The sequence below is a fragment of the Sorangium sp. So ce426 genome (assembly GCF_051475585.1).
GTDB lineage: Bacteria > Myxococcota_A > Polyangia > Polyangiales > Polyangiaceae > Sorangium > Sorangium cellulosum_B.
Genome location: NZ_CP150341.1, coordinates 5,098,587 through 5,115,827 on the forward strand (window position 1 = coordinate 5,098,587; position 17,241 = coordinate 5,115,827).

Consider the following 17,241-nt stretch of genomic DNA (forward strand, 5'->3'; position numbering starts at 1 on the left):
GCTTGCCGGCACACTGCCGCAACGCTTCACCACGCGATGGCCATGAGACACGAGACGTGGTTGACAAAAGGCACGAAATATGGTTGTGCTACTGCTCCCTAGGAGTGCACAATGTACCCTCGCTCTTTCTTTCTTCTGACCTTCGCAGCGGTAGCCCTGGCGTGCTCTTCGGCGCCCGACGAGAGCAGCGGCCCGACCTCCGGGTCCGGCGGCAGCAGCGGGACGCCCGCGAGCAGCAGCGGGACGCCTACGAGCGGCGTTAGCAGCTCGACCGGCGACGACTTCGGGACCATCACGGGAGGCAACGCGAGCGCCGGCGCAGGCGGCGCAGGCGGCAGCGAGTGCAAGAGCGTCCTCGATGTCACGTATCGCGACTTCAAGGAGACGCACCCCGACTTCGAGATGGCGAACTTCAGGGGCGACGTCGTCCGCCGCCAGCTCATCAAGCCGACGCTCGACGGCGACCTGAAGCCGCAGTTCCTCGACTCCGTGGGCTGCTTCGCGGACATGGAGACCCCGCTCGGCTGCAGGGACGGGGTCGGCAACCAGAAGACCATCACGAGCGAGGAAAGCTTCAACCAGTGGTACCGGGACACGGCGGGCGTGAACATGACGTTCACCAAGGAGCTCGCGCTCGCGGAGTCGCCGCCCGGATCGGGGCAGTACGCGTTCGAAAGCTCGGAGTTCTTCCCGCTGGCGCCGGAGGAGGGGTTCGGGATCACCCCGCCCAACAACGGCAAGAGGCAGAACTTCCTCTTCACCACCGAGATCCACCTGATGTTCGGCTACGTCGCCGGTCAGAAGTTCACTTTCATCGGCGACGACGACATCTGGATCTTCATCAACGGCAAGCTCGCGCTCGATCTCGGCAGCATGCACGGGCCGGAGACGGGGATCATCGACTTCGATGCCCAGGCCCAGGATCTCGGCATCTACCCGGGCAACAGCTACGCGATGGACATCTTCCACGCGGAGCGGCACACCGACGGGTCGAACTTCCGCATCGAGACCAACATCTCCTGCTTCGTGCCCGTCGACGTCCCGCTGTGAGGCATCCGGGCGCGCCCCGCGCCCTCTCGCAGGCCTGAGCCCGGCATCCGACCGCTCCAGAGCGGTTCCACCCGCCCCAGGTACAAGCGTCGCAGAGCGGCGGTCACCCGCACAGGAGACGGGCCCAGATCGGCGTTTTCGGCGCGGAAGCGCACTCCAGTGCGCTGAGCACCGAAAACGTCGAGATGGGCCCGTATCCGCAGCGGGTGACCGCCGCTCTAGACGTCGAGCGCGATGTTGTTGGGGTTGGCGGCGTCGATCTTGATCGGCACGACCAGGCCCGGCTGCACGCGCGGGATCGCCATCTGATGGATGACCGCGAGGATGGCCGCGCGGTAGGGCGGCGCATTCGGGCGATACACCTCGAGGTCGACCCGGCACTGCGGCTGGTAGTTGATCATCGTGCCGGTGGGCTGGACGACGAGCACGCGGGCCTGCGCGGGCAGGCCCGTCATGCGGAGGTTGGCCGCCGCCGTCTGGGCCTGGATCATCTCGTTCGCGCCCGCGAGCATCTTGTTCGCGTTCTTCATCATGGGCAGAAAGACGGTGACGAACACCACGGCCATGACGCCCAGCACGACGAGGGTGATCACGATTCCTAAGAGGGGACCGGCGATCGACATGGGAGCCTCCACACGACTGCGTTGACGGGCCGGCGGTCGGCGGAACGTGGGGGAGGACCCCGAGCTGCGCGTCGCGCCGGCGAGGGAGCGACCGATGCCACGGGGCTCCTCCGCGATCACCAGGGGAGCACGAAAGGGCGCCAGCGACAATCCTGCGGAGCGCGCCGCCGTCGTCGTGGCCTGGCCGCGGGAGAGGCGCGGCGATCGAAAAGGAGGCCAGAACCACCGAAAGCGCCGCCAGTGACGCGCTCCTCGGGTGGTGACAGGCTCCTCTCCCATGATCGATGACAGGAGGAATGGCCGATGACCAACCGCGTTGAGCCGCTCAACTTCAGCGACGAAGCGCGCTGGACCGCCCTGGCAGCCAGCTACGAGCGCTGGGCCGAGCCGTTGACGGCGGGCTTCGCGCGCGCGGCGCTGTCGCTCGCGGGCGGGATCGGGCACGGCGAGCGCGTGCTCGACGTCGCCGCAGGGACGGGCGCCCTGACCTTGGCCGCGGCCGAGGCGGGCGCGCGCGTGCTCGCGACCGATCTCTCGCGCGGCATGGCGGCGCGCCTGCGCGAGCGACTGCAGCCCTTCGCGGGGAGCGAGGCGCGGGTGATGGACGGGCAGGCGCTGGAGGTCGAGGACGCGACCTTCGACGTGAGCTGCTCCGTGTTCGGCGTCATGATGTTTCCCGACTGGCGCCGCGGCATGGCCGAGCTCGTCCGCGCGACCCGGCCCGGGGGACGTGTCATCGTGGCGGCCTGGTCGAACCCGGAGGGGGCAGGGCCGTCGCCGCTCTTCCTGCAGGCCTATCGCCGCACCTTCCCGGAGGCGCCGATCCAGCCGCCGCCCCAGGGCATGACGGTGCTGTGCTCGCTGGAGGGCCTGAAGGCCGAGATGCTCGGGGCCGGGTGCGGCGAGGTCGCCGTGCACGCGGTCGACGACGCGTGGGGCGGAGCTTCGGTGGATCACGTCATGGCGGATCTCGACGAGATCCTGCGCTTCATGCCCCTCTATGTCGCGCTGGACGGCGACGGGCGCGATCGGCTACGCGGACCGCTGCGCGCCGCCATCGCGTCCTTCGCCGAACCCGGCGGGGCCGTGCGTGTCCCGGTGACGGCGAACATCGCGATCGGCCGCAAACCCCGCTGACCAAGATCAGCCGGTCACGTTGTCCCACGCGACGGCGGTCGGCCCGAGGAGCGAGCGCCCGCCGGTCGCGATGACCTCTCGGTACCAGGAGAACGAGTCCTTCGGGATCCGTCGCTGCGTCGCGTAATCGACGTAGACAAGGCCGAAGCGATCCTTGTAGCCCTCGGCCCACTCGAAGTTGTCGAGGAGCGACCAGGCCCAGTACCCGACGACCGGGACGCCCTCCTGGACGGCCCGCGCCAGGCCGAGCAGGTACCGGTGCATGACGTCGATGCGCTTCGGGTCGTGCACCTTGCCGTCGAGGAAGACCTGGTCCCGCGTCGCCAGGCCGTGCTCGGTGATCCCGATGGGCAGCTTGTACCGCTCCCAGAAGTACCTCGATCCCCAGTAGAGCGTGCTGGGGACGATCTGCAGCCAGTCGAGCGTCCCGCGCGGATAGCCCGGCGGGGAGACGACGCGCTCCGGCCTGCCGTCCTTGCCCTGCCGCCACGTGCCCGCCGAGTACATGTTGAGCCCGAGGTAGTCGATCGGCCGCTTGATCTGGTCGAAGTCGCTGGCGGGGAACTCGGGCATGTCGTCGCCGAAGAGCCGGAGGCCGCTCTCCGGATACCGCCCCTCGAGCACCGGACAGATCCACCAGGCGTTGTTCCAGGGGTTCTTGTCATAGACAGAGAAGATCGCCTCGCGCGCCGCCTCGATGTCCGCCGGATCCTCGGTCGCCGGGCGCTGCACCTGCGTGGCGAGCACGTAGCCGATCTTCGCCGCCGTGGCCGCGGCGCGCAGGGCGTCCACCTGCTTGCCGTGCGCCCGCATCTGGTTGTGGGCGGCGGTCAGGTATTCCCGGTAGGGGAGCTTGAGCCCGGGGGCGAAGACGCCGTTGAGGAGCGCGTTGCCGATGAACGCCTGCGGCTCGTTCTGCGTCACCCACCAGGGCACGCGATCGCCGAGCCGCCGGGCGACGACGGTCGTGTAGTCCGCGAACCAGTCGGCGACGTCGCGCTGGAGGAACCCGCCGCGATCCTGGAGCGCCTGGGGGAAGTCCCAGTGGAAGAGCGTGCACATGGGCACGATGCCGGCGCGGAGGAGCTCGTCGACGAGGCGATCGTAGAAGTCGAGCCCCTTCGGGTTGACCTTGCCCGTGCCGTCCGGGAGGACCCGCGTCCACGAGACGCTGAAGCGGTAGCTCTTGACCCCGAGCTCGGCGAGCAGCCCGACATCTTCCTTGTAACGGTGGTAGTGGTCGCAGGCGACGTCTCCGGTGTGCCCTTCGAAGACCTTCCCAGGGGTCTTCGAGAAGACGTCCCACACGGAGGGCGTCCGGCCATCCTCGCTGGCGGCGCCCTCGATCTGGTAGGCCGCGGTGGCCGTGCCCCACAGGAAGTCCGCGGGGAACGGCGCGGCCGTCGCGTTTGCTCGGCCCGCGCCGGCCGAGGCGGCGGTCACAGGCGGGGGCGCGGACGAGGGCGAGGCGGGAGAGGCGTTGCTCGCGGGGAGCGACTCGGAAGGATGGAGAGCCATGGAGGCATCATCCACGGCGTGCGCGGGACAGCAATGGGTTCGATGCGCGTCGGCTTCGATGCGCGTCGATGCGCGTCGATGCGCGCGCCGGTCGCTTGACGGCCCAGCGCGGCTCGACAACATGGGCGGCATGCTCGCGATCCGACCGAAAGCCGCAGGCGGCCCCGAGGTGATGACGCTGGAGGAGCTCCCCACGCCCGCGCCGGGCCCGGGGGAAGCCGTGGTCCGCGTCGAGGCCGCCGGCGTGAACTTCATCGACATCTACCAGCGGAGCGGCCAGTACAAGATCGAGCCGCCCATCCCGCTCGGCCTCGAGGGCGCCGGTCGCGTCGAGGCGGTGGGGCCGTCCGTCACCGAGGTGAGGGAAGGGGACGAGGTCGCGTGGACCGGCGGCCCCGGCTCGTACGCGACGCACGTCCGGATCCCGGCCGCGAAGCTCGTCCCCGTGCCCGCGGGCGTCGGCGCGAGGCGCGCCGCGGCCGCGATGCTCCAGGGCATCACGGCGCAGTACCTCGTGCGCTCCACGTTCCCGCTCGGCCCCGGCCACACGTGCCTCATCCACGCGGCCGCGGGCGGGGTCGGCCTGCTCCTGTGCCAGATGGCGAAGCGGCTCGGCGCGCGCGTGATCGGCACCGTCTCGACCGAGGAGAAGGCGCGCCTCGCGCGAGACGCCGGCGCCGACGAGGTGATCCTGTACACGAAGGCCGATTTCGAGGCCGAGGCGCGCCGGCTCACGGGCGGCGCCGGCGTCCACGTCATCTACGACGGCGTCGGGAGCGACACGTTCGCGAAGGGCCTGGGCGCGCTGCGCCTGCGCGGCACGATGGTGCTCTTCGGCCAGTCGAGCGGGCCGGTGCCGTCGTTCGACCCGCAGATCCTGAACCAGAAGGGGTCGCTCTACCTCACGCGGCCGAGCCTTCAGCACTACACCGCGACGCGCGAGGAGCTGCTCGAGCGCGCCGCCGACGTGCTCGGCGCGATCGCGCGCGGCGAGCTCACGATCTCGATCGGCGCCACGTACCCCCTCGCCGAGGCGGCGGAGGCGCACCGCGCGCTCGCCGGGCGGGCGACGACGGGGAAGGTGCTGCTCATCCCGTAGCGGACGGAACCGTCGCGCGGAGGCGCGATTCGAGGCGCGGAGGAGCTGGGGAGTTCGGCCCCGCCGCGGGAGCTCCCTGTCTCTCTGGTTCTCTCTCGGGCGCGCGGACGTGCGCTGTACGCGAGCCGCCTCCGGCCAATCCGGCCGTTGACCGTGTCGTCTCCGGGCCGGTACGCTCCCGGCCCGGAGGTGCTCATTCCATGGCCGAACGTCCCACGCTTGCTCCCGAGAAGATCTCGGACACGGTGATGTCGCAGATCGCCGGATTTCATCGGTCCATCGTCGACGAGGTCGCGGCGGCGGTGAGCCGCGACCGGGTGGTCGTCGTCGGGATGGCCCAGAATCCCTTCGTGAAGAAGGCGCGCCAGCTGCTCGACGGAGAGGGCGTGAAATATACCTACCTGGAGTACGGGAGTTACCTCTCCAGGTGGAAGGAGCGGCTCGCCATCAAGCTCTGGGCGGGCTTTCCGACGTTCCCCATGGTGTTCGTCGGCGGGGTCCTCGAAGGCGGCTACGCGGAGCTCGTGAAGCTCCGCGACCAGGGCAAGCTCAAGGGCTCGCCGTGATCAGGCGCGCATGAACGCGGGGCACAGCGCGCAGGCCGCCTCGGCCGCGGCGCGACGTGCCGCGCGAAACGCCGCGGTCGACCGGCGGTTCCGTGATATGCGGGAGGTCGCGGCGCGCGCTCGCGGCGATCGCGGCGAGCGCCGCGCTGAAGGAAGGCAGCACGGAGGCACCTCGTGACATCGCTCGGGATCCACGGAAGGCGGCGGGATGACGGGGCGAGCGGCGCGGCCCGGCGGCCGGGAGGCGGCGCGCCGTGAGCTCCTACGCCATCAAGCGGCTGCTCTCCATCATCCCCACGCTCTTCCTCGTCGCCACCCTGGTGTTCGTCCTGGTGCGCATCGTGCCGGGCGGCCCGTTCGACCAGGAGCGGGCCGTGCCCGTCGAGGTCCAGCGGCAGCTCGACGCCAAGTACCACCTGAACGATCCGGTGCTGAAGCAGTATGGCGACTGGCTCCTTGCGCTCGTCACCCGAGGCGACCTGGGCCCGACGTTCAAGTACCCGAACCGCACCGTCAACGAGATCATCGCGCTCAGCCTGCCCGTGTCGATGCAGCTCGGGTGCTGGGCGATGCTCTTCGCCCTCGCGACGGGCATCCCGCTCGGCATCATCGGCGCGATCCGCCAGAACACCTGGAAGGACACGGCGGCCATGGGGGTCGCGATGGTCGGCCTCAGCGTGCCGCGGTACGTGCTCGCCCCGCTGCTCATGCTCGTCTTCTCGCTCAAGCTCTACTGGTTCCCGGTGGCGCGCTGGGAGACGTGGCGGCACATGGTGCTGCCGGTCATCTGCGCCGGGCTCCCTGTCGCGGCCTACATCGCCCGGCTGACGCGCGGCGGGATGCTCGAGGTGATCCGCTCGGATTTCATCCGCACCGCCCGCGCCAAGGGGCTCTCCGAGCGCAAGGTCGTCCTGAAGCACGCGCTCCGGGGCGGGCTGCTCCCTGTCGTGAGCTTCCTCGGCCCCGGCTTCAGCGGCCTGCTCGTCGGCTCCCTCGTCGTCGAGAAGATCTTCAACATCCCCGGCATGGGCCGTTACTTCGTCGAGGCGGCCACGAACCGCGACTACAACCTCGTGATGGGGGTCATGCTCGTCTACGGCTTCCTGCTCATGCTCTTCAACGCGATCGTCGACGTGGCGTACGCCTTCATCGACCCGCGGGTGGAGCTGCGCTGACCATGCCCCACGCCGCCCTCCCGCAGCCCGCCGCCCCCGGCGATCCGCCCGCCGCCCCTGTCCACGCGGGCGGCGCGGCGCCGAGCCCGGCCGGCCCGCTGCGGCTCGACGCGCTGGAGCAGGGCTCGAGCCTCGGCCGCGACGCGTGGCGGCGGCTCCGGAAGAACCGCGCCGCGGTCGCCTGCGGCGTCGTGCTCATCGCGATGATCCTTGCCTGCATCCTCGTCCCCGAGCTGTCGAGCTACCGGTACGACAAGGCGGATCTCAAGCTCGGCGCGCAGCCCCCGTCGCTCGCCCACTGGATGGGCACCGACTACTTCGGCCGCGATCTGATGGCCCGCGTCTTCTTCGGCGGGCGCATCTCGTTCGCCGTCGGCATCGTCGCGACGCTCGTGAGCTTCGTCATCGGCGTGAGCTGGGGCGGCGTCGCCGGGTACTTCGGGGGCAAGGTCGACGCGATCATGATGCGCATCGTGGACGTGCTCTACACGTTCCCGTTCCTCATCCTCGTCATCCTGCTGATGGTCTTCTTCGCGAACGACCAGACCGTGCTCTACCGCGCCTGGAAGGTCGCGCTCGGCCTCTTCGTCAAGGAGCCGTCGGACCCGAGCTACTTCCCCATCTTCCAGATCGTCGTCGTCTTCGCGGCCCTCGGCGGCATCTCCTGGCTCACCATGGCCCGCATCGTCCGCGGCCAGGTCATCGCGCTGCGCGGCCAGCCGTTCATCGAGTCGGCGCGCTCGATCGGCGTCGGGCACGCCGCGCTGATCTTCCGGCACCTCGTGCCGAACGCTGTCGGCCCGATCATCGTCTACACGACGCTCACCATCCCCGAGGTGATGATGACCGAGGCGTTCCTGAGCTTCCTTGGCCTCGGCACGCAGGAGCCGCTGTCGAGCTGGGGCCTGCTCGCGTCCACCGGCGCCGACGCGATGGACCTCTTCCCCTGGCAGCTCGTCTTCCCGGCGCTGATGCTCGCGCTCACGCTGATCTGCTTCAACTTCCTCGGCGACGGGCTCCGCGACGCCCTGGATCCTCGCATCCGAAAGGACTGAAGGGCGCCGCGTTCCTCCTCCGGGACGCGCGCGCCCACACGGACCATGCTGCTCGAGGTCAAGAACCTGAAGACCCACTTCTTCACCGAGGAGGGGGTGGTCCGCGCGGTCGATGGCATCTCTTTCAGCCTCGATCGGGGCGAGGTCCTCGGCATCGTCGGCGAGTCCGGCTCGGGCAAGAGCGTGACGAGCCTCTCCCTCCTGCGGCTCATCCCCGACCCGCCGGGCAGGATCGTCGGCGGCCAGATCCTCCTCGAGTCCGAGGGCGGCGTCGTCGAGGACCTCGTGGAGGCGAGCGAGGCGCGGATGGAGCGCGTCCGCGGCGACCGGATCGCGATGATCTTCCAGGACCCGATGACGTCGCTGAACCCTTACCTCCGGGTGAGCGAGCAGCTCATCGAGGTGCTGGAGCTCCACCGCGGCATGGGCCGCGCCGAGGCGCGCCGGCGCAGCGTCGAGATGCTGCAGGCGGTCGGGATCCCCGCGGCGGCGTCGCGGATCGACGACTACCCGCACCAGCTCTCGGGCGGGATGCGGCAGCGCGTGATGATCGCGATGGCGCTCCTGTGCGACCCCGATCTGCTGATCGCCGACGAGCCGACGACGGCGCTCGACGTGACGATCCAGGCGCAGATCCTGGACCTGATCGGGGAGCGGAAGGAGGCGCTCGGCGCGGCCGTCCTCCTCATCACGCACGACCTCGGCGTCGTGGCGAAGATGGCCGATCGCGTCGCGGTCATGTACGCCGGGCGCATCGTCGAGGAGGGCCCCGTCGGCGCCATCTTCCACGCGGCCCGGCACCCGTACACCATCGGCCTGTCGCGCTCGATCCCGCGGCTCGACGACGCGCGCGGCGCGGATCTCGTCCCCATCCCCGGGATGCCGCCCTCGCTCGCGCGCCTGCCGCCGGGCTGCCCGTTCCACCCGCGCTGCGCGCACGCGATCGCGGCGTGCCGGGAGGAGGCGCCGCCGCCGCGCGTCGTCTCGGGCGAGGGCAACAGGAAGGCGCTGCACGTCGTGCGGTGCCACGTCGAGGACGTCGCAGGACGAGCGCCATGACCACCGCCGCTACCCCCCCGCCGCTGCTCTCGGTGCGCGATCTCAAGGTCCACTTCCCGGTGCGCCGCGGCCTGCTCCAGCGGCAGGTCGGCACGGTGCGCGCGGTCGACGGCGTCTCGTTCGACGTCGAGCGCGGCGCGACGCTGGGCCTCGTCGGCGAGTCCGGCTGCGGCAAGTCGACGACGGGCCGGGGCATCCTCCGCCTCGTCCCGCCCACGTCGGGGAGCGTGAAGATCGACGGCCGGGAGATCCTGACGCTCGATCCGCGCGCGCTGCGGAAGGCGCGCCGCGAGATGCAGATGATCTTCCAGGACCCGTACGCGAGCCTGAACCCGCGCATGACGGTCCACGACCTCATCGCCGAGCCGCTCTCCACCCACGGCCTCGTCTCGTCGCGCGACGAGGCGCTGCGCGAGGTGGCGCGCCTCATGGAGCTCGTCGGGCTCTCGCCCTCGTACATGCGGCGCTATCCGCACGAGTTCTCCGGCGGCCAGCGGCAGAGGATCGGCATCGCCCGCGCGCTCGCCCTGAAGCCGAAGCTCGTGATCGCGGACGAGCCGGTGAGCGCGCTCGACGTGAGCATCCAGGCCCAGATCGTCAACCTGCTCGCGTCGCTCCAGCGCGAGCTCTCGCTCACGTACGTGTTCGTCGCGCACGACCTCGCCGTGGTCCGCCACCTGTCAAGCGAGATCGCGGTGATGTACCTCGGCCGGATCGTGGAGCGCGCTCGCCCGGATGAGCTCTTCCGTTCACCGCAACATCCGTACACGCAGGCCCTGCTGTCGGCGATCCCGATCCCGGATCCCGACGTGGAGCGCACGCGCCGCCGGCTGCCCCTCGTCGGCGAGGTGCCGAGTCCGCTGAACCCGCCGTCAGGGTGCCATTTTCACACACGCTGTCCCTATACGATGGACCGGTGCAGCGCCGAGGCCCCTCCGCTGGAGGAGCGCCGCCCTGGGCACTGGGCCGCCTGCCATCTCACCGAGCTGCCCACGGCACCTACGCATCCGTGATGTGATCCGGCGGCGCGCACTACCCCACATCGGCTGGGCTCGTTGTCCAGACATGACGTGGAATGTCCGATGACAGGATTTTCCTGACCTCTGCGTGAAGTAGCGGGGTTAGGATCCTGGGACCGATGCCGCGAATCTCTGACGCCACGCTTCGCGCCCAGATCCCGACGGCCCTTCTCATCGGCGGCGATCAGGCGTTGCTCCAGCGCTGCCAGACGGCGGCGATGGATGTGGGGATCATCGTCAAGGCGTGTCCGGTATCGATGGCCGCCGCGCTCGCGGAAGAGCGTCGGCCGGTGGTCATCGTGGTCACGTCGTCGACTTACGCGCTCGCTCCCGAGGCGTTCGAGGAGATCGCGCGCGACGTGGTCAGCACGCTCGTGCGGGTCGACGAGGCGATGGCGGACGACGAGCTCGGGGCGCTGCTGGCCACGGCGGCGCGCGAGAGCCGCAAGCAGCGCTCGCGGCAGCTGACGCCCGGTCGCTACTCGATGATGCCGGCGGAAGAGAGCGCGTCGGTGCCGCGGTCGGAGCGCATGACCATCGGGGTGATGAAGGCGGACCCGGCGTCGCGGCGCGACCCCGAGGCGACGCCGCTGCCGCGCTCGGGGCCGCGCAGCGCGAGCGCGCAGGCGCCGCGCAGCGCAGGAGCGCAGGAGCTCGCGTACCGCGAGCGCGTGGCGGCTGCCGTGGCCGCGCAGCGGCCGGAGCGCTCACGCGCGGAGGCGCCGGGGGAGGCGGCGCACCGCCCGCGCGAGGCGCCGGTGCCGCGCTCGGAGCGCCTGGGGGTCATGGTGGGGCCGCCCTCGTCGCGGGCGCGCCGTGAGCTGCCCGCTCCGACGCCGCTCCCGCCGCCGCCGCCGGCCGCGGGCCCGGTGGTCGCGCGCCGGGAGGCGTCCAGGCCGGTGCAGGCATCGCCGGCGGCCGGAGCGTACGTGCGGCGGGATACGCCGCTGGCGGGCTCGCATCCGGCCGAGGCATACGCGCGCCGGGATACGCCGATGGCTGGCTCGCAGCACGCCGGGGGGTACGCGCGTCGGGAAGCGCCGGCCGCGACGTATACACGGCGAGAGACGTCGGCGCCGCTGTCGCAACGGGCCGTTCCGAGCTCGCGGCAGCAGGCCGGGGTGGTTCCGCGTCGAGATACGCCGGCGGCGCATGCGCTTCCGCGGCAGGTGCCTCCGTCGCCTGCCGCGCAGCGCGACGCGCAGCCGTGGGAGCAGCGCGACGCGCAGCCGTGGGAGCAGCGCGACGCGCAGCCGTGGGAGCAGCGCGACGTGCAGCCGTGGGAGCAGCGCGACGCGCAGCCGTGGGAGCAGCGCGACGCGCAGCCGTGGGAGGAGAACCTCGGCCTGCAGCCGGGCGCGGCGCCCCCGCAGCGGGAGGTGCTCGCGATGGGCTCGCAGGACGGCGAGGCGCACGGCGGTCATTCCGCGTCGCCGCCGAGCTCCCATCGCGCGCCGCCGAGCTCCCATCGCGCGCCGCCCAGCTCCCATCAAGCGCCGCCCAGCTCCCATCAAGCGCCGCCGTCCTCTCGCAGAGCGCAGTTCCACGTCGACATCGCTCTCCTGTTCGATGAGCGAGGTCTGCCGCGCGCCGATCCGCCGGCGAAGTGACGCCCGGCCGGGGCGCGCCGGGCGGCTCATCCGCTGGCGGGGGCGCCGGGCGATCCCCTGGGCCGGCGAGGGGCCGCGTCCCCGCGGGTGACCGGCGGCGCGGCGGAGGGTAAGCTTCGCGCGGCCATGACGACAGGGACGAAGCAGGAGTCGATCCACGGCAAGCTCGTTCGCGCGCTCGAGCCCGTGCACATCGAGGTGGAGAACGAGAGCCGCATGCACAGCGTGCCGGTGGGCTCGGAGACCCACTTCAAGGTGCTCGTGGTGAGCGAGGCGTTCCGGGGCCTGAGCCCGCTCGATCGCCACCGCCGGGTCAACGACCTGGTGCGCGAGGAGTTCCGCTCCGGGCTGCACGCCCTGACGATCCGCGCGATGACGCCGGACGAGTGGGAGCGGCAGGGGGGCGCGGACTTCCGCTCTCCCGCGTGCCTGGGCGGCTCCAAGGCGGCGCCGGAGCCCGGCGCCAAGTCGGGCTGAGCGGCCAGGCGCGCATGGAGCTCGTCGTCGCCCTCGTCTCGGACCTGCACTTCGGCCCGGAGGCATCGTTCGGGGGCAAGCTGCGCAAGCTCACGGGCGAGGCGCCCGAGCTGACCCGCGCCTTCGTGAAGCGGATGAACGAGGTCACGCGGCCCGATCTCGTCGTGAACCTGGGCGACGACATCGAGGACGAGGGGCCCGAGGCCGACCGGGAGCGCTACGGCGCCTGCATGGCCGCGCTCCGCGGCCTCAAGGCCGAGCTCTTCCACGTCGCCGGCAACCACGACGTGATCCACCTGAGCGAGGCCGACCTGCTGTCCGCCTGGGGCAGACCCGAGGCGACGCGGCTCCACTACGCCTTCGACCGCGGCGGCTTCCACTTCACGGTCCTTCACACGCGCGAGCGCAAGGATCACGACATCTCGCTCGGGCCAGAGCAGCTCGCCTGGCTCGGCGAGGACCTCGCGGCGTCCCCGCTGCCCAAGATCGTGCTGATGCACCACAGCGCGGCCGATCAGGATCTCCGGGGCAACCGCTGGTTCGAGGGGAGCCCGCACATCTGCCTCGTGCGCGAGCGGCGCGCGATGCGGAAGATCTTCGAGGAGCACGGCGTGCTCGCCGTCTTCAACGGCCACCTGCACTGGAACCACCTCGACGTGATCCGCGGCATCCCGTACGTGACGCTCCAGAGCCTGATCGAGAACCTCGACGACGACGCGCCGGGCCGCCCCGCCGCGGCGCACGCGGTCGTGCGGCTCGGCCCGAAGCGCATCGTGGTGGAGATCGAGGGCGCGGAGCGGGCGCGGTACCAGTTCGACCGGCGGTAGCAGAGCGCCGCCGCCTCGAGCGGCGTCGCGCTCGCGGCGGCGGCCGCGCCGTTCGCCGGTGCACGGCGATCTTCTGCACGCCCAAGCACGACTTCGCCACGAGCACCGTTGCGTGAGATCAGATGTCGTGCGGGCCTGCGGTACCTCGGCCGCGGTGCGGATGTCGTGCGGGGGAGCGCGACGCGTGTTCTACCATCGGCAGAGGGCCTCCGAAGTGACACCACGTGTGTCCGAACGTTTACAGAAGGGCCTCCGAAGTGACACTACGTGTGTCCGAACGTTTACAGAAGGGCCTCCGAAGTGACACTACGTGTGTCCGAACGTTTACAGAAGGGCCTCCGAAGTGACACTACGTGTGCCCCTCCGTTTGCCGGGCGGGCTCCCGGTGAGCCTCAGCGGCTCGCCGCGCGCGCTCGCGCCGAGGGAGCGCGCCTGCCTTGCGTGCTTCGGGGGGGGCCAGCCGGTGCGGCGGTCGGTGCCGGTGGTCGATGACCTAGGCGTCAGCTCGCCCTCCAGGGGCTCCGGTCTGGCGAACGTCGACTTCCGGGCAACGGCCATGGTAGCGCTTGGCCTGGCGCGGGTCGTCCACCCAGCCGCTTGTATTTCGGAGCCATGACGCGGTGCTGTCCCGGTCGTCTGCCAGAATGGCGCCGGCGCCGCCGGTGCAACAGCATACGGTAAGCGAAGCGGCCTTCACGGTCGGAGCGGGAGGTTTTGTGAGTCTGGTTGGATTCGGGGTCAAGAACCTGAGGTGCCTGACGGACACGGGGATCTTGCCCATCAAGCCCATCACCCTCCTCGTGGGCCGGAACAGCTCCGGAAAGAGCACGTTCCTCCGCGCATTCCCGCTGCTGCGGCAGAGCGTGGAGGCGGAGAGGAGCAGCCCGATACTCTGGTATGATCCGAAGTTCGTGGATTTCGGTTCCGTCGCCGATGCTGTGAATTTCAGATCGGAAGAAAGGAGCGTCGCGTTCCGCTTTCGTGCACATGTACCCCAAGGTTACCCGATATTTGTCGGACCCACGAGCGTGGATGTCGGGATGGTCCTTGCGGAGGACTCGCACGAATCTTACCTGGACAGATGTGAGATTCATCTGGAGGATCACGAAGCTACAATTCGTGCCATGCCGGATGGGCGAATCGTTGAATTTATTGTTGATTCGTACAACGTACTTGGCGAGGGCACATCTCTATTCCTGGGCGGTCCCTCTGTTTTGCTGCCGGCGATCGTGTCCACCGAAGAGAAGAGGCCCTTGTACGTGCCTGGGCACAGGCTCGGCTGGGATGATGGTGATTTTCGCGTCCTTAAGATAGCAGACCCCAGAGACCCATTTTATAAGATGGCGAAGTCCGTGTTTCTGAGTGCGCTCGGACCCGGGGTGCCAGATAATGTATTCCATCAGGTCTGGATCGGTTCGTGTGTACAGATGCTGAACCATGCGAAGAAATCCCTTGCCGATGCCGGGGAGGCGCATCTCGAGGCTGAGCTCATCCTCGATACTCCCGGCCTTCGCAAGGGGCTCGCCTTTCGGCTCGCATTCCTTCTGCCACTGCTCTTCGCAGAACTTGATAAGTTGCTCGCCGGCTTTTTCGCCGGCGTCAGGTACGTTGCGCCCCTGCGCGCGAGCGCGCTGCGGAGTTACCGTATGCAGCAGCTCGCGGTGCAGGAGATCGATCCACAGGGCCAGAACCTCCCGATGTTCCTCCGGTCACTCTCCGCCGAGGAGACGAGGAGCTTCGCCGCGTTCACCCGCGCTCACCTCGGCTTCGAGACCATGGTGCGTACGGAGCGCCTCCATGCAGAGATCCTCATCAAGGAGCGCGGCGCCGACCGTTTCGTCAACCTCGTGGATGCGGGGTTCGGCTACTCCGAGATCCTACCGCTGGCGGCGACGCTCTGGTCCGCCTGCTTCCGCGAGCAGGAACCGGGGGACGTGCCGACGACCATGCTCGCGATCGAACAGCCCGAGCTGCACCTGCACCCGGCGCATCAGGCGAGGCTCGCCGACATGATCGTCGGCGCTCTTCTGGAGAGCCGGAGGTCGGGTCGCGAGGTCAAGCTGATGGTCGAAACCCACAGCGAGGCGCTCGTGAACGGGCTGGGGATGCTCATCCGGAAGAAGCAGATCGACCCATCGGACGCCCAGATCCTCTTCTTCGATCAGGACAGGGAGACTCGCCAGACGACGGTGACCGTGAGCGGCTATGAAGAGGACGGCGCTCTCAGCGATTCCTGGCCTTTCGGCTTCCTCGCGCCCGTCGCGGAGCCCCTGGAAGAGCTCCCCATTGCCGTCGGCCAGCGGTAGATCGCATGCTGATCTACCTTGACCCGTCCGCCATCGCGGACGCGGTCGGCGGCGGGGCGACCGCAGAGAAATCCTGCGAGTGCATCGAGCTCCTCCTCAGGATGCATCGCGAGGGGCAGCACGTCGTGGCCATCGCTCCCGAGGACATCGAAGCCGTCGGCCCCCTTCTCCCGCGGCTGTCGCGGCGCGAGAAGAGCACGCTCGAGCGCATCCGCGGCACATCGCTTGAGCTCTTGAGCCTGAGGAGTCGGCTCGACTGGTATGTGGAGCTCGGCGTCGGCGCACGGTTCGACGGAAAGGAGCACATCGAGAGCTCGGGTATCCACGTCGTCCGGGCCCCCCTCCATCACTTCGACAGGAGCACACGGACCATCCGCGCCGTGCTGCTCGGGGAGAATCTCCTCGACGTGGACTTCTACGCCGAGGTCGCTCAGCTGCTGCTCACCCTGCGGAATCTGCGGAGACTCAGGTTGCAGTTTGAGCGCCGCGGAGCAGGCGGAAGCACCCTCGCACCGGAGTTCGCTCGGATCGCGGACGACGGCCGCATCGTGCTAGCCATCGCGGACAGCGATCGCCGGTACCCCGAGGGACCCAAGGGAGAGACATGGCGCGAGCTGGAGAAGAAGGCGCAAGGGAGGTCAGCGTTCCAGCGGGCGAGGGAAGTGCACGGCCGTGAAGCGGAGAACCTCGTCCCCCTCGACGTCTATGATGCTGCGCTCACGCAGAAGAGCGCGAAGGATCCTCGCCGCTCTGTCGTCGCGGACCTCCGCCGCCTGGCGGAAGAGCACCGCGCGCACGCCGATATCAAGGACGGCATCACACTGTACCAGATCGAGCACACCATGAAGGCCGGGGAGCGCGAGTTTTGGTCCGACGTGAGCGCCGAGCTCAGGCGCGACCGTTGCCAGCGACCGAAAGGCAAATGCCAGCAGCGCGCAGAGTGCGGATGCTTCGTGGTCGAAGGATTGGGGGCGCACGTGCTCAAGCAGATCGTGGAGTGGCTCCGCCAGGAGGGCCCGCGGCACCCGCGAGAGGTCGCGCGACTCTTCGACTTGCCACAAAATCCCAAGCTCGCGCAGCTCTCTGGTGAGATCGCCGCCTGGGGATGCGCGTTCCCGGAGATGTTGACCTAGGCTCCGGCGCAGCGGCGGCCCCGGCTGCGCCGCGACGTCAGGCGGTGCTCGGCGGGAGCGGCATCACGCACGCCACGAAATAACGCAGGATGTCCTGCGGGGTGATGATCCCGACGAGGCGCCCCTCGCGCACCACCGGCAGGTGGTGGATCCGGTTCGCGCGCAGCAGGGTCATCACCTCGTCCGTGGGCATGAACTCGTCCACGCAGATGGGCGGGGTGCTCATCACGTCTGCAGCCGTCATGCCCGCGTACTCCTTGCGCAGGAGCACGCCCAGGAGATCCGTCTCGCTGACGAACCCGACGATGTGGTGCCCCCCGTCGATGACCGGCGCGCCGCTCAGGTGATGGCTGGCGAACAGCTGCAACATGTCGATGACCGGCGTGCCCTGCTCCAAAGCGACAACGCGCTCGGTCATCAGATTGCGCGCATGGCCCTTCATGGTCCGGGGCATGTAATGATCAACACGCAGCGACGTCAAGGGCGCCGATGCACCGCGCCGAGCAGCCCGTCCAGCCGCCGTCCGTCGCGCAACCCGTCACAACGCCCCCGCCCAACGCCCCCGCCCAACGCCCTCCGTCGCGCGA

General features: G+C 69.7%; 16 protein-coding genes. 13 read left to right on the top strand and 3 right to left on the bottom strand.

The genetic code is table 11. The features are described 5' to 3' along the window. The first annotated feature begins 111 nt into the window (after positions 1-111). On the top strand, positions 112-1,050 hold the full coding sequence (locus WMF44_RS18885; protein WP_437300511.1) for a fibro-slime domain-containing protein: 939 nt from the start codon (positions 112-114) through the stop codon (positions 1,048-1,050). A 218-nt stretch (positions 1,051-1,268) separates the two neighbouring features. On the opposite strand, the gene WMF44_RS18890 is transcribed toward WMF44_RS18885, so the two are convergent. After that, positions 1,269-1,673 (bottom strand): hypothetical protein, encoded by a 405-nt coding sequence (locus WMF44_RS18890; RefSeq protein WP_437300512.1) that lies wholly within the window; start codon positions 1,671-1,673, stop codon positions 1,269-1,271. A 303-nt stretch (positions 1,674-1,976) separates the two neighbouring features. Here WMF44_RS18890 and WMF44_RS18895 point away from each other — a divergent pair, with 303 nt between their 5' ends. After that, positions 1,977-2,810 (top strand): class I SAM-dependent methyltransferase, encoded by an 834-nt coding sequence (locus tag WMF44_RS18895; protein ID WP_437300513.1) that lies wholly within the window; start codon positions 1,977-1,979, stop codon positions 2,808-2,810. Positions 2,811-2,816: 6 nt separating this feature from the next. On the opposite strand, the gene WMF44_RS18900 is transcribed toward WMF44_RS18895, so the two are convergent. Further along, on the bottom strand, positions 2,817-4,328 hold the full coding sequence (locus WMF44_RS18900; RefSeq protein ID WP_437300514.1) for a GH1 family beta-glucosidase: 1,512 nt from the start codon (positions 4,326-4,328) through the stop codon (positions 2,817-2,819). 130 nt (positions 4,329-4,458) lie between these two features. On the opposite strand from WMF44_RS18900, the gene WMF44_RS18905 reads away from it, so the two are divergent. The 11 genes from WMF44_RS18905 to WMF44_RS18955 all read left to right on the top strand — a co-directional run bounded on the left by WMF44_RS18905 (position 4,459) and on the right by WMF44_RS18955 (position 16,654). Beyond that, on the top strand, positions 4,459-5,427 hold the full coding sequence (locus WMF44_RS18905; RefSeq protein ID WP_437300515.1) for a quinone oxidoreductase family protein: 969 nt from the start codon (positions 4,459-4,461) through the stop codon (positions 5,425-5,427). A gap of 200 nt (positions 5,428-5,627) precedes the next feature. Further along, positions 5,628-5,993, top strand: coding sequence for a glutaredoxin domain-containing protein (locus WMF44_RS18910; protein ID WP_437300516.1), 366 nt, complete (start codon positions 5,628-5,630; stop codon positions 5,991-5,993). A 254-nt stretch (positions 5,994-6,247) separates the two neighbouring features. Further along, positions 6,248-7,168, top strand: a complete 921-nt coding sequence (locus WMF44_RS18915) for an ABC transporter permease (protein WP_012236088.1) — start codon at positions 6,248-6,250, stop codon at positions 7,166-7,168. 2 nt (positions 7,169-7,170) lie between these two features. Continuing rightward, complete coding sequence (locus WMF44_RS18920; RefSeq protein ID WP_437300517.1) at positions 7,171-8,223, top strand: ABC transporter permease; 1,053 nt, start codon at positions 7,171-7,173, stop codon at positions 8,221-8,223. A gap of 45 nt (positions 8,224-8,268) precedes the next feature. After that, the gene (locus WMF44_RS18925) at positions 8,269-9,282 is read left to right on the top strand and encodes an ABC transporter ATP-binding protein (RefSeq protein WP_437300518.1); all 1,014 of its coding nucleotides are present in this window, start codon (positions 8,269-8,271) and stop codon (positions 9,280-9,282) included. Next, positions 9,279-10,295, top strand: coding sequence for an ABC transporter ATP-binding protein (locus WMF44_RS18930; protein WP_437300519.1), 1,017 nt, complete (start codon positions 9,279-9,281; stop codon positions 10,293-10,295). The genes WMF44_RS18925 and WMF44_RS18930 overlap by 4 nt, the downstream gene beginning before the upstream one ends. Before the next feature lie 125 nt (positions 10,296-10,420). Next, positions 10,421-11,911 carry a hypothetical protein gene (locus WMF44_RS18935; protein WP_437300520.1) on the top strand — a complete coding sequence of 497 codons (1,491 nt, stop codon included), beginning with the start codon at positions 10,421-10,423 and terminating at the stop codon, positions 11,909-11,911. Positions 11,912-12,037: 126 nt separating this feature from the next. Next, positions 12,038-12,388 (top strand): BolA family protein, encoded by a 351-nt coding sequence (locus WMF44_RS18940; protein ID WP_437300521.1) that lies wholly within the window; start codon positions 12,038-12,040, stop codon positions 12,386-12,388. A gap of 14 nt (positions 12,389-12,402) precedes the next feature. Beyond that, the gene (locus WMF44_RS18945) at positions 12,403-13,215 is read left to right on the top strand and encodes a metallophosphoesterase family protein (protein ID WP_437300522.1); all 813 of its coding nucleotides are present in this window, start codon (positions 12,403-12,405) and stop codon (positions 13,213-13,215) included. Positions 13,216-13,988: 773 nt separating this feature from the next. Then, positions 13,989-15,521 carry an AAA family ATPase gene (locus tag WMF44_RS18950; RefSeq protein ID WP_437300523.1) on the top strand — a complete coding sequence of 511 codons (1,533 nt, stop codon included), beginning with the start codon at positions 13,989-13,991 and terminating at the stop codon, positions 15,519-15,521. 5 nt (positions 15,522-15,526) lie between these two features. Continuing rightward, positions 15,527-16,654, top strand: coding sequence for a hypothetical protein (locus tag WMF44_RS18955; protein ID WP_437300524.1), 1,128 nt, complete (start codon positions 15,527-15,529; stop codon positions 16,652-16,654). Between the two features lie 37 nt (positions 16,655-16,691). Here the strand turns inward: WMF44_RS18955 and WMF44_RS18960 are convergent, their stop codons facing one another. Beyond that, positions 16,692-17,108, bottom strand: coding sequence for a CBS domain-containing protein (locus WMF44_RS18960; RefSeq protein WP_437300525.1), 417 nt, complete (start codon positions 17,106-17,108; stop codon positions 16,692-16,694). Positions 17,109-17,241 lie beyond the last annotated feature (133 nt).

What these genes read in the sequence shown, in the direction of transcription:
- WMF44_RS18885 (WP_437300511.1), top strand. Translation starts at nt 112, where the DNA reads ATGTACCCTCGCTCTTTCTTTCTTCTGACCTTCGCAGCGGTAGCCCTG.
- WMF44_RS18890 (WP_437300512.1), bottom strand. Translation starts at nt 1,673, where the DNA reads ATGTCGATCGCCGGTCCCCTCTTAGGAATCGTGATCACCCTCGTCGTG.
- WMF44_RS18895 (WP_437300513.1), top strand. Translation starts at nt 1,977, where the DNA reads ATGACCAACCGCGTTGAGCCGCTCAACTTCAGCGACGAAGCGCGCTGG.
- WMF44_RS18900 (WP_437300514.1), bottom strand. Translation starts at nt 4,328, where the DNA reads ATGGCTCTCCATCCTTCCGAGTCGCTCCCCGCGAGCAACGCCTCTCCC.
- WMF44_RS18905 (WP_437300515.1), top strand. Translation starts at nt 4,459, where the DNA reads ATGCTCGCGATCCGACCGAAAGCCGCAGGCGGCCCCGAGGTGATGACG.
- WMF44_RS18910 (WP_437300516.1), top strand. Translation starts at nt 5,628, where the DNA reads ATGGCCGAACGTCCCACGCTTGCTCCCGAGAAGATCTCGGACACGGTG.
- WMF44_RS18920 (WP_437300517.1), top strand. Translation starts at nt 7,171, where the DNA reads ATGCCCCACGCCGCCCTCCCGCAGCCCGCCGCCCCCGGCGATCCGCCC.
- WMF44_RS18925 (WP_437300518.1), top strand. Translation starts at nt 8,269, where the DNA reads ATGCTGCTCGAGGTCAAGAACCTGAAGACCCACTTCTTCACCGAGGAG.
- WMF44_RS18930 (WP_437300519.1), top strand. Translation starts at nt 9,279, where the DNA reads ATGACCACCGCCGCTACCCCCCCGCCGCTGCTCTCGGTGCGCGATCTC.
- WMF44_RS18935 (WP_437300520.1), top strand. Translation starts at nt 10,421, where the DNA reads ATGCCGCGAATCTCTGACGCCACGCTTCGCGCCCAGATCCCGACGGCC.
- WMF44_RS18940 (WP_437300521.1), top strand. Translation starts at nt 12,038, where the DNA reads ATGACGACAGGGACGAAGCAGGAGTCGATCCACGGCAAGCTCGTTCGC.
- WMF44_RS18945 (WP_437300522.1), top strand. Translation starts at nt 12,403, where the DNA reads ATGGAGCTCGTCGTCGCCCTCGTCTCGGACCTGCACTTCGGCCCGGAG.
- WMF44_RS18955 (WP_437300524.1), top strand. Translation starts at nt 15,527, where the DNA reads ATGCTGATCTACCTTGACCCGTCCGCCATCGCGGACGCGGTCGGCGGC.
- WMF44_RS18960 (WP_437300525.1), bottom strand. Translation starts at nt 17,108, where the DNA reads ATGCCCCGGACCATGAAGGGCCATGCGCGCAATCTGATGACCGAGCGC.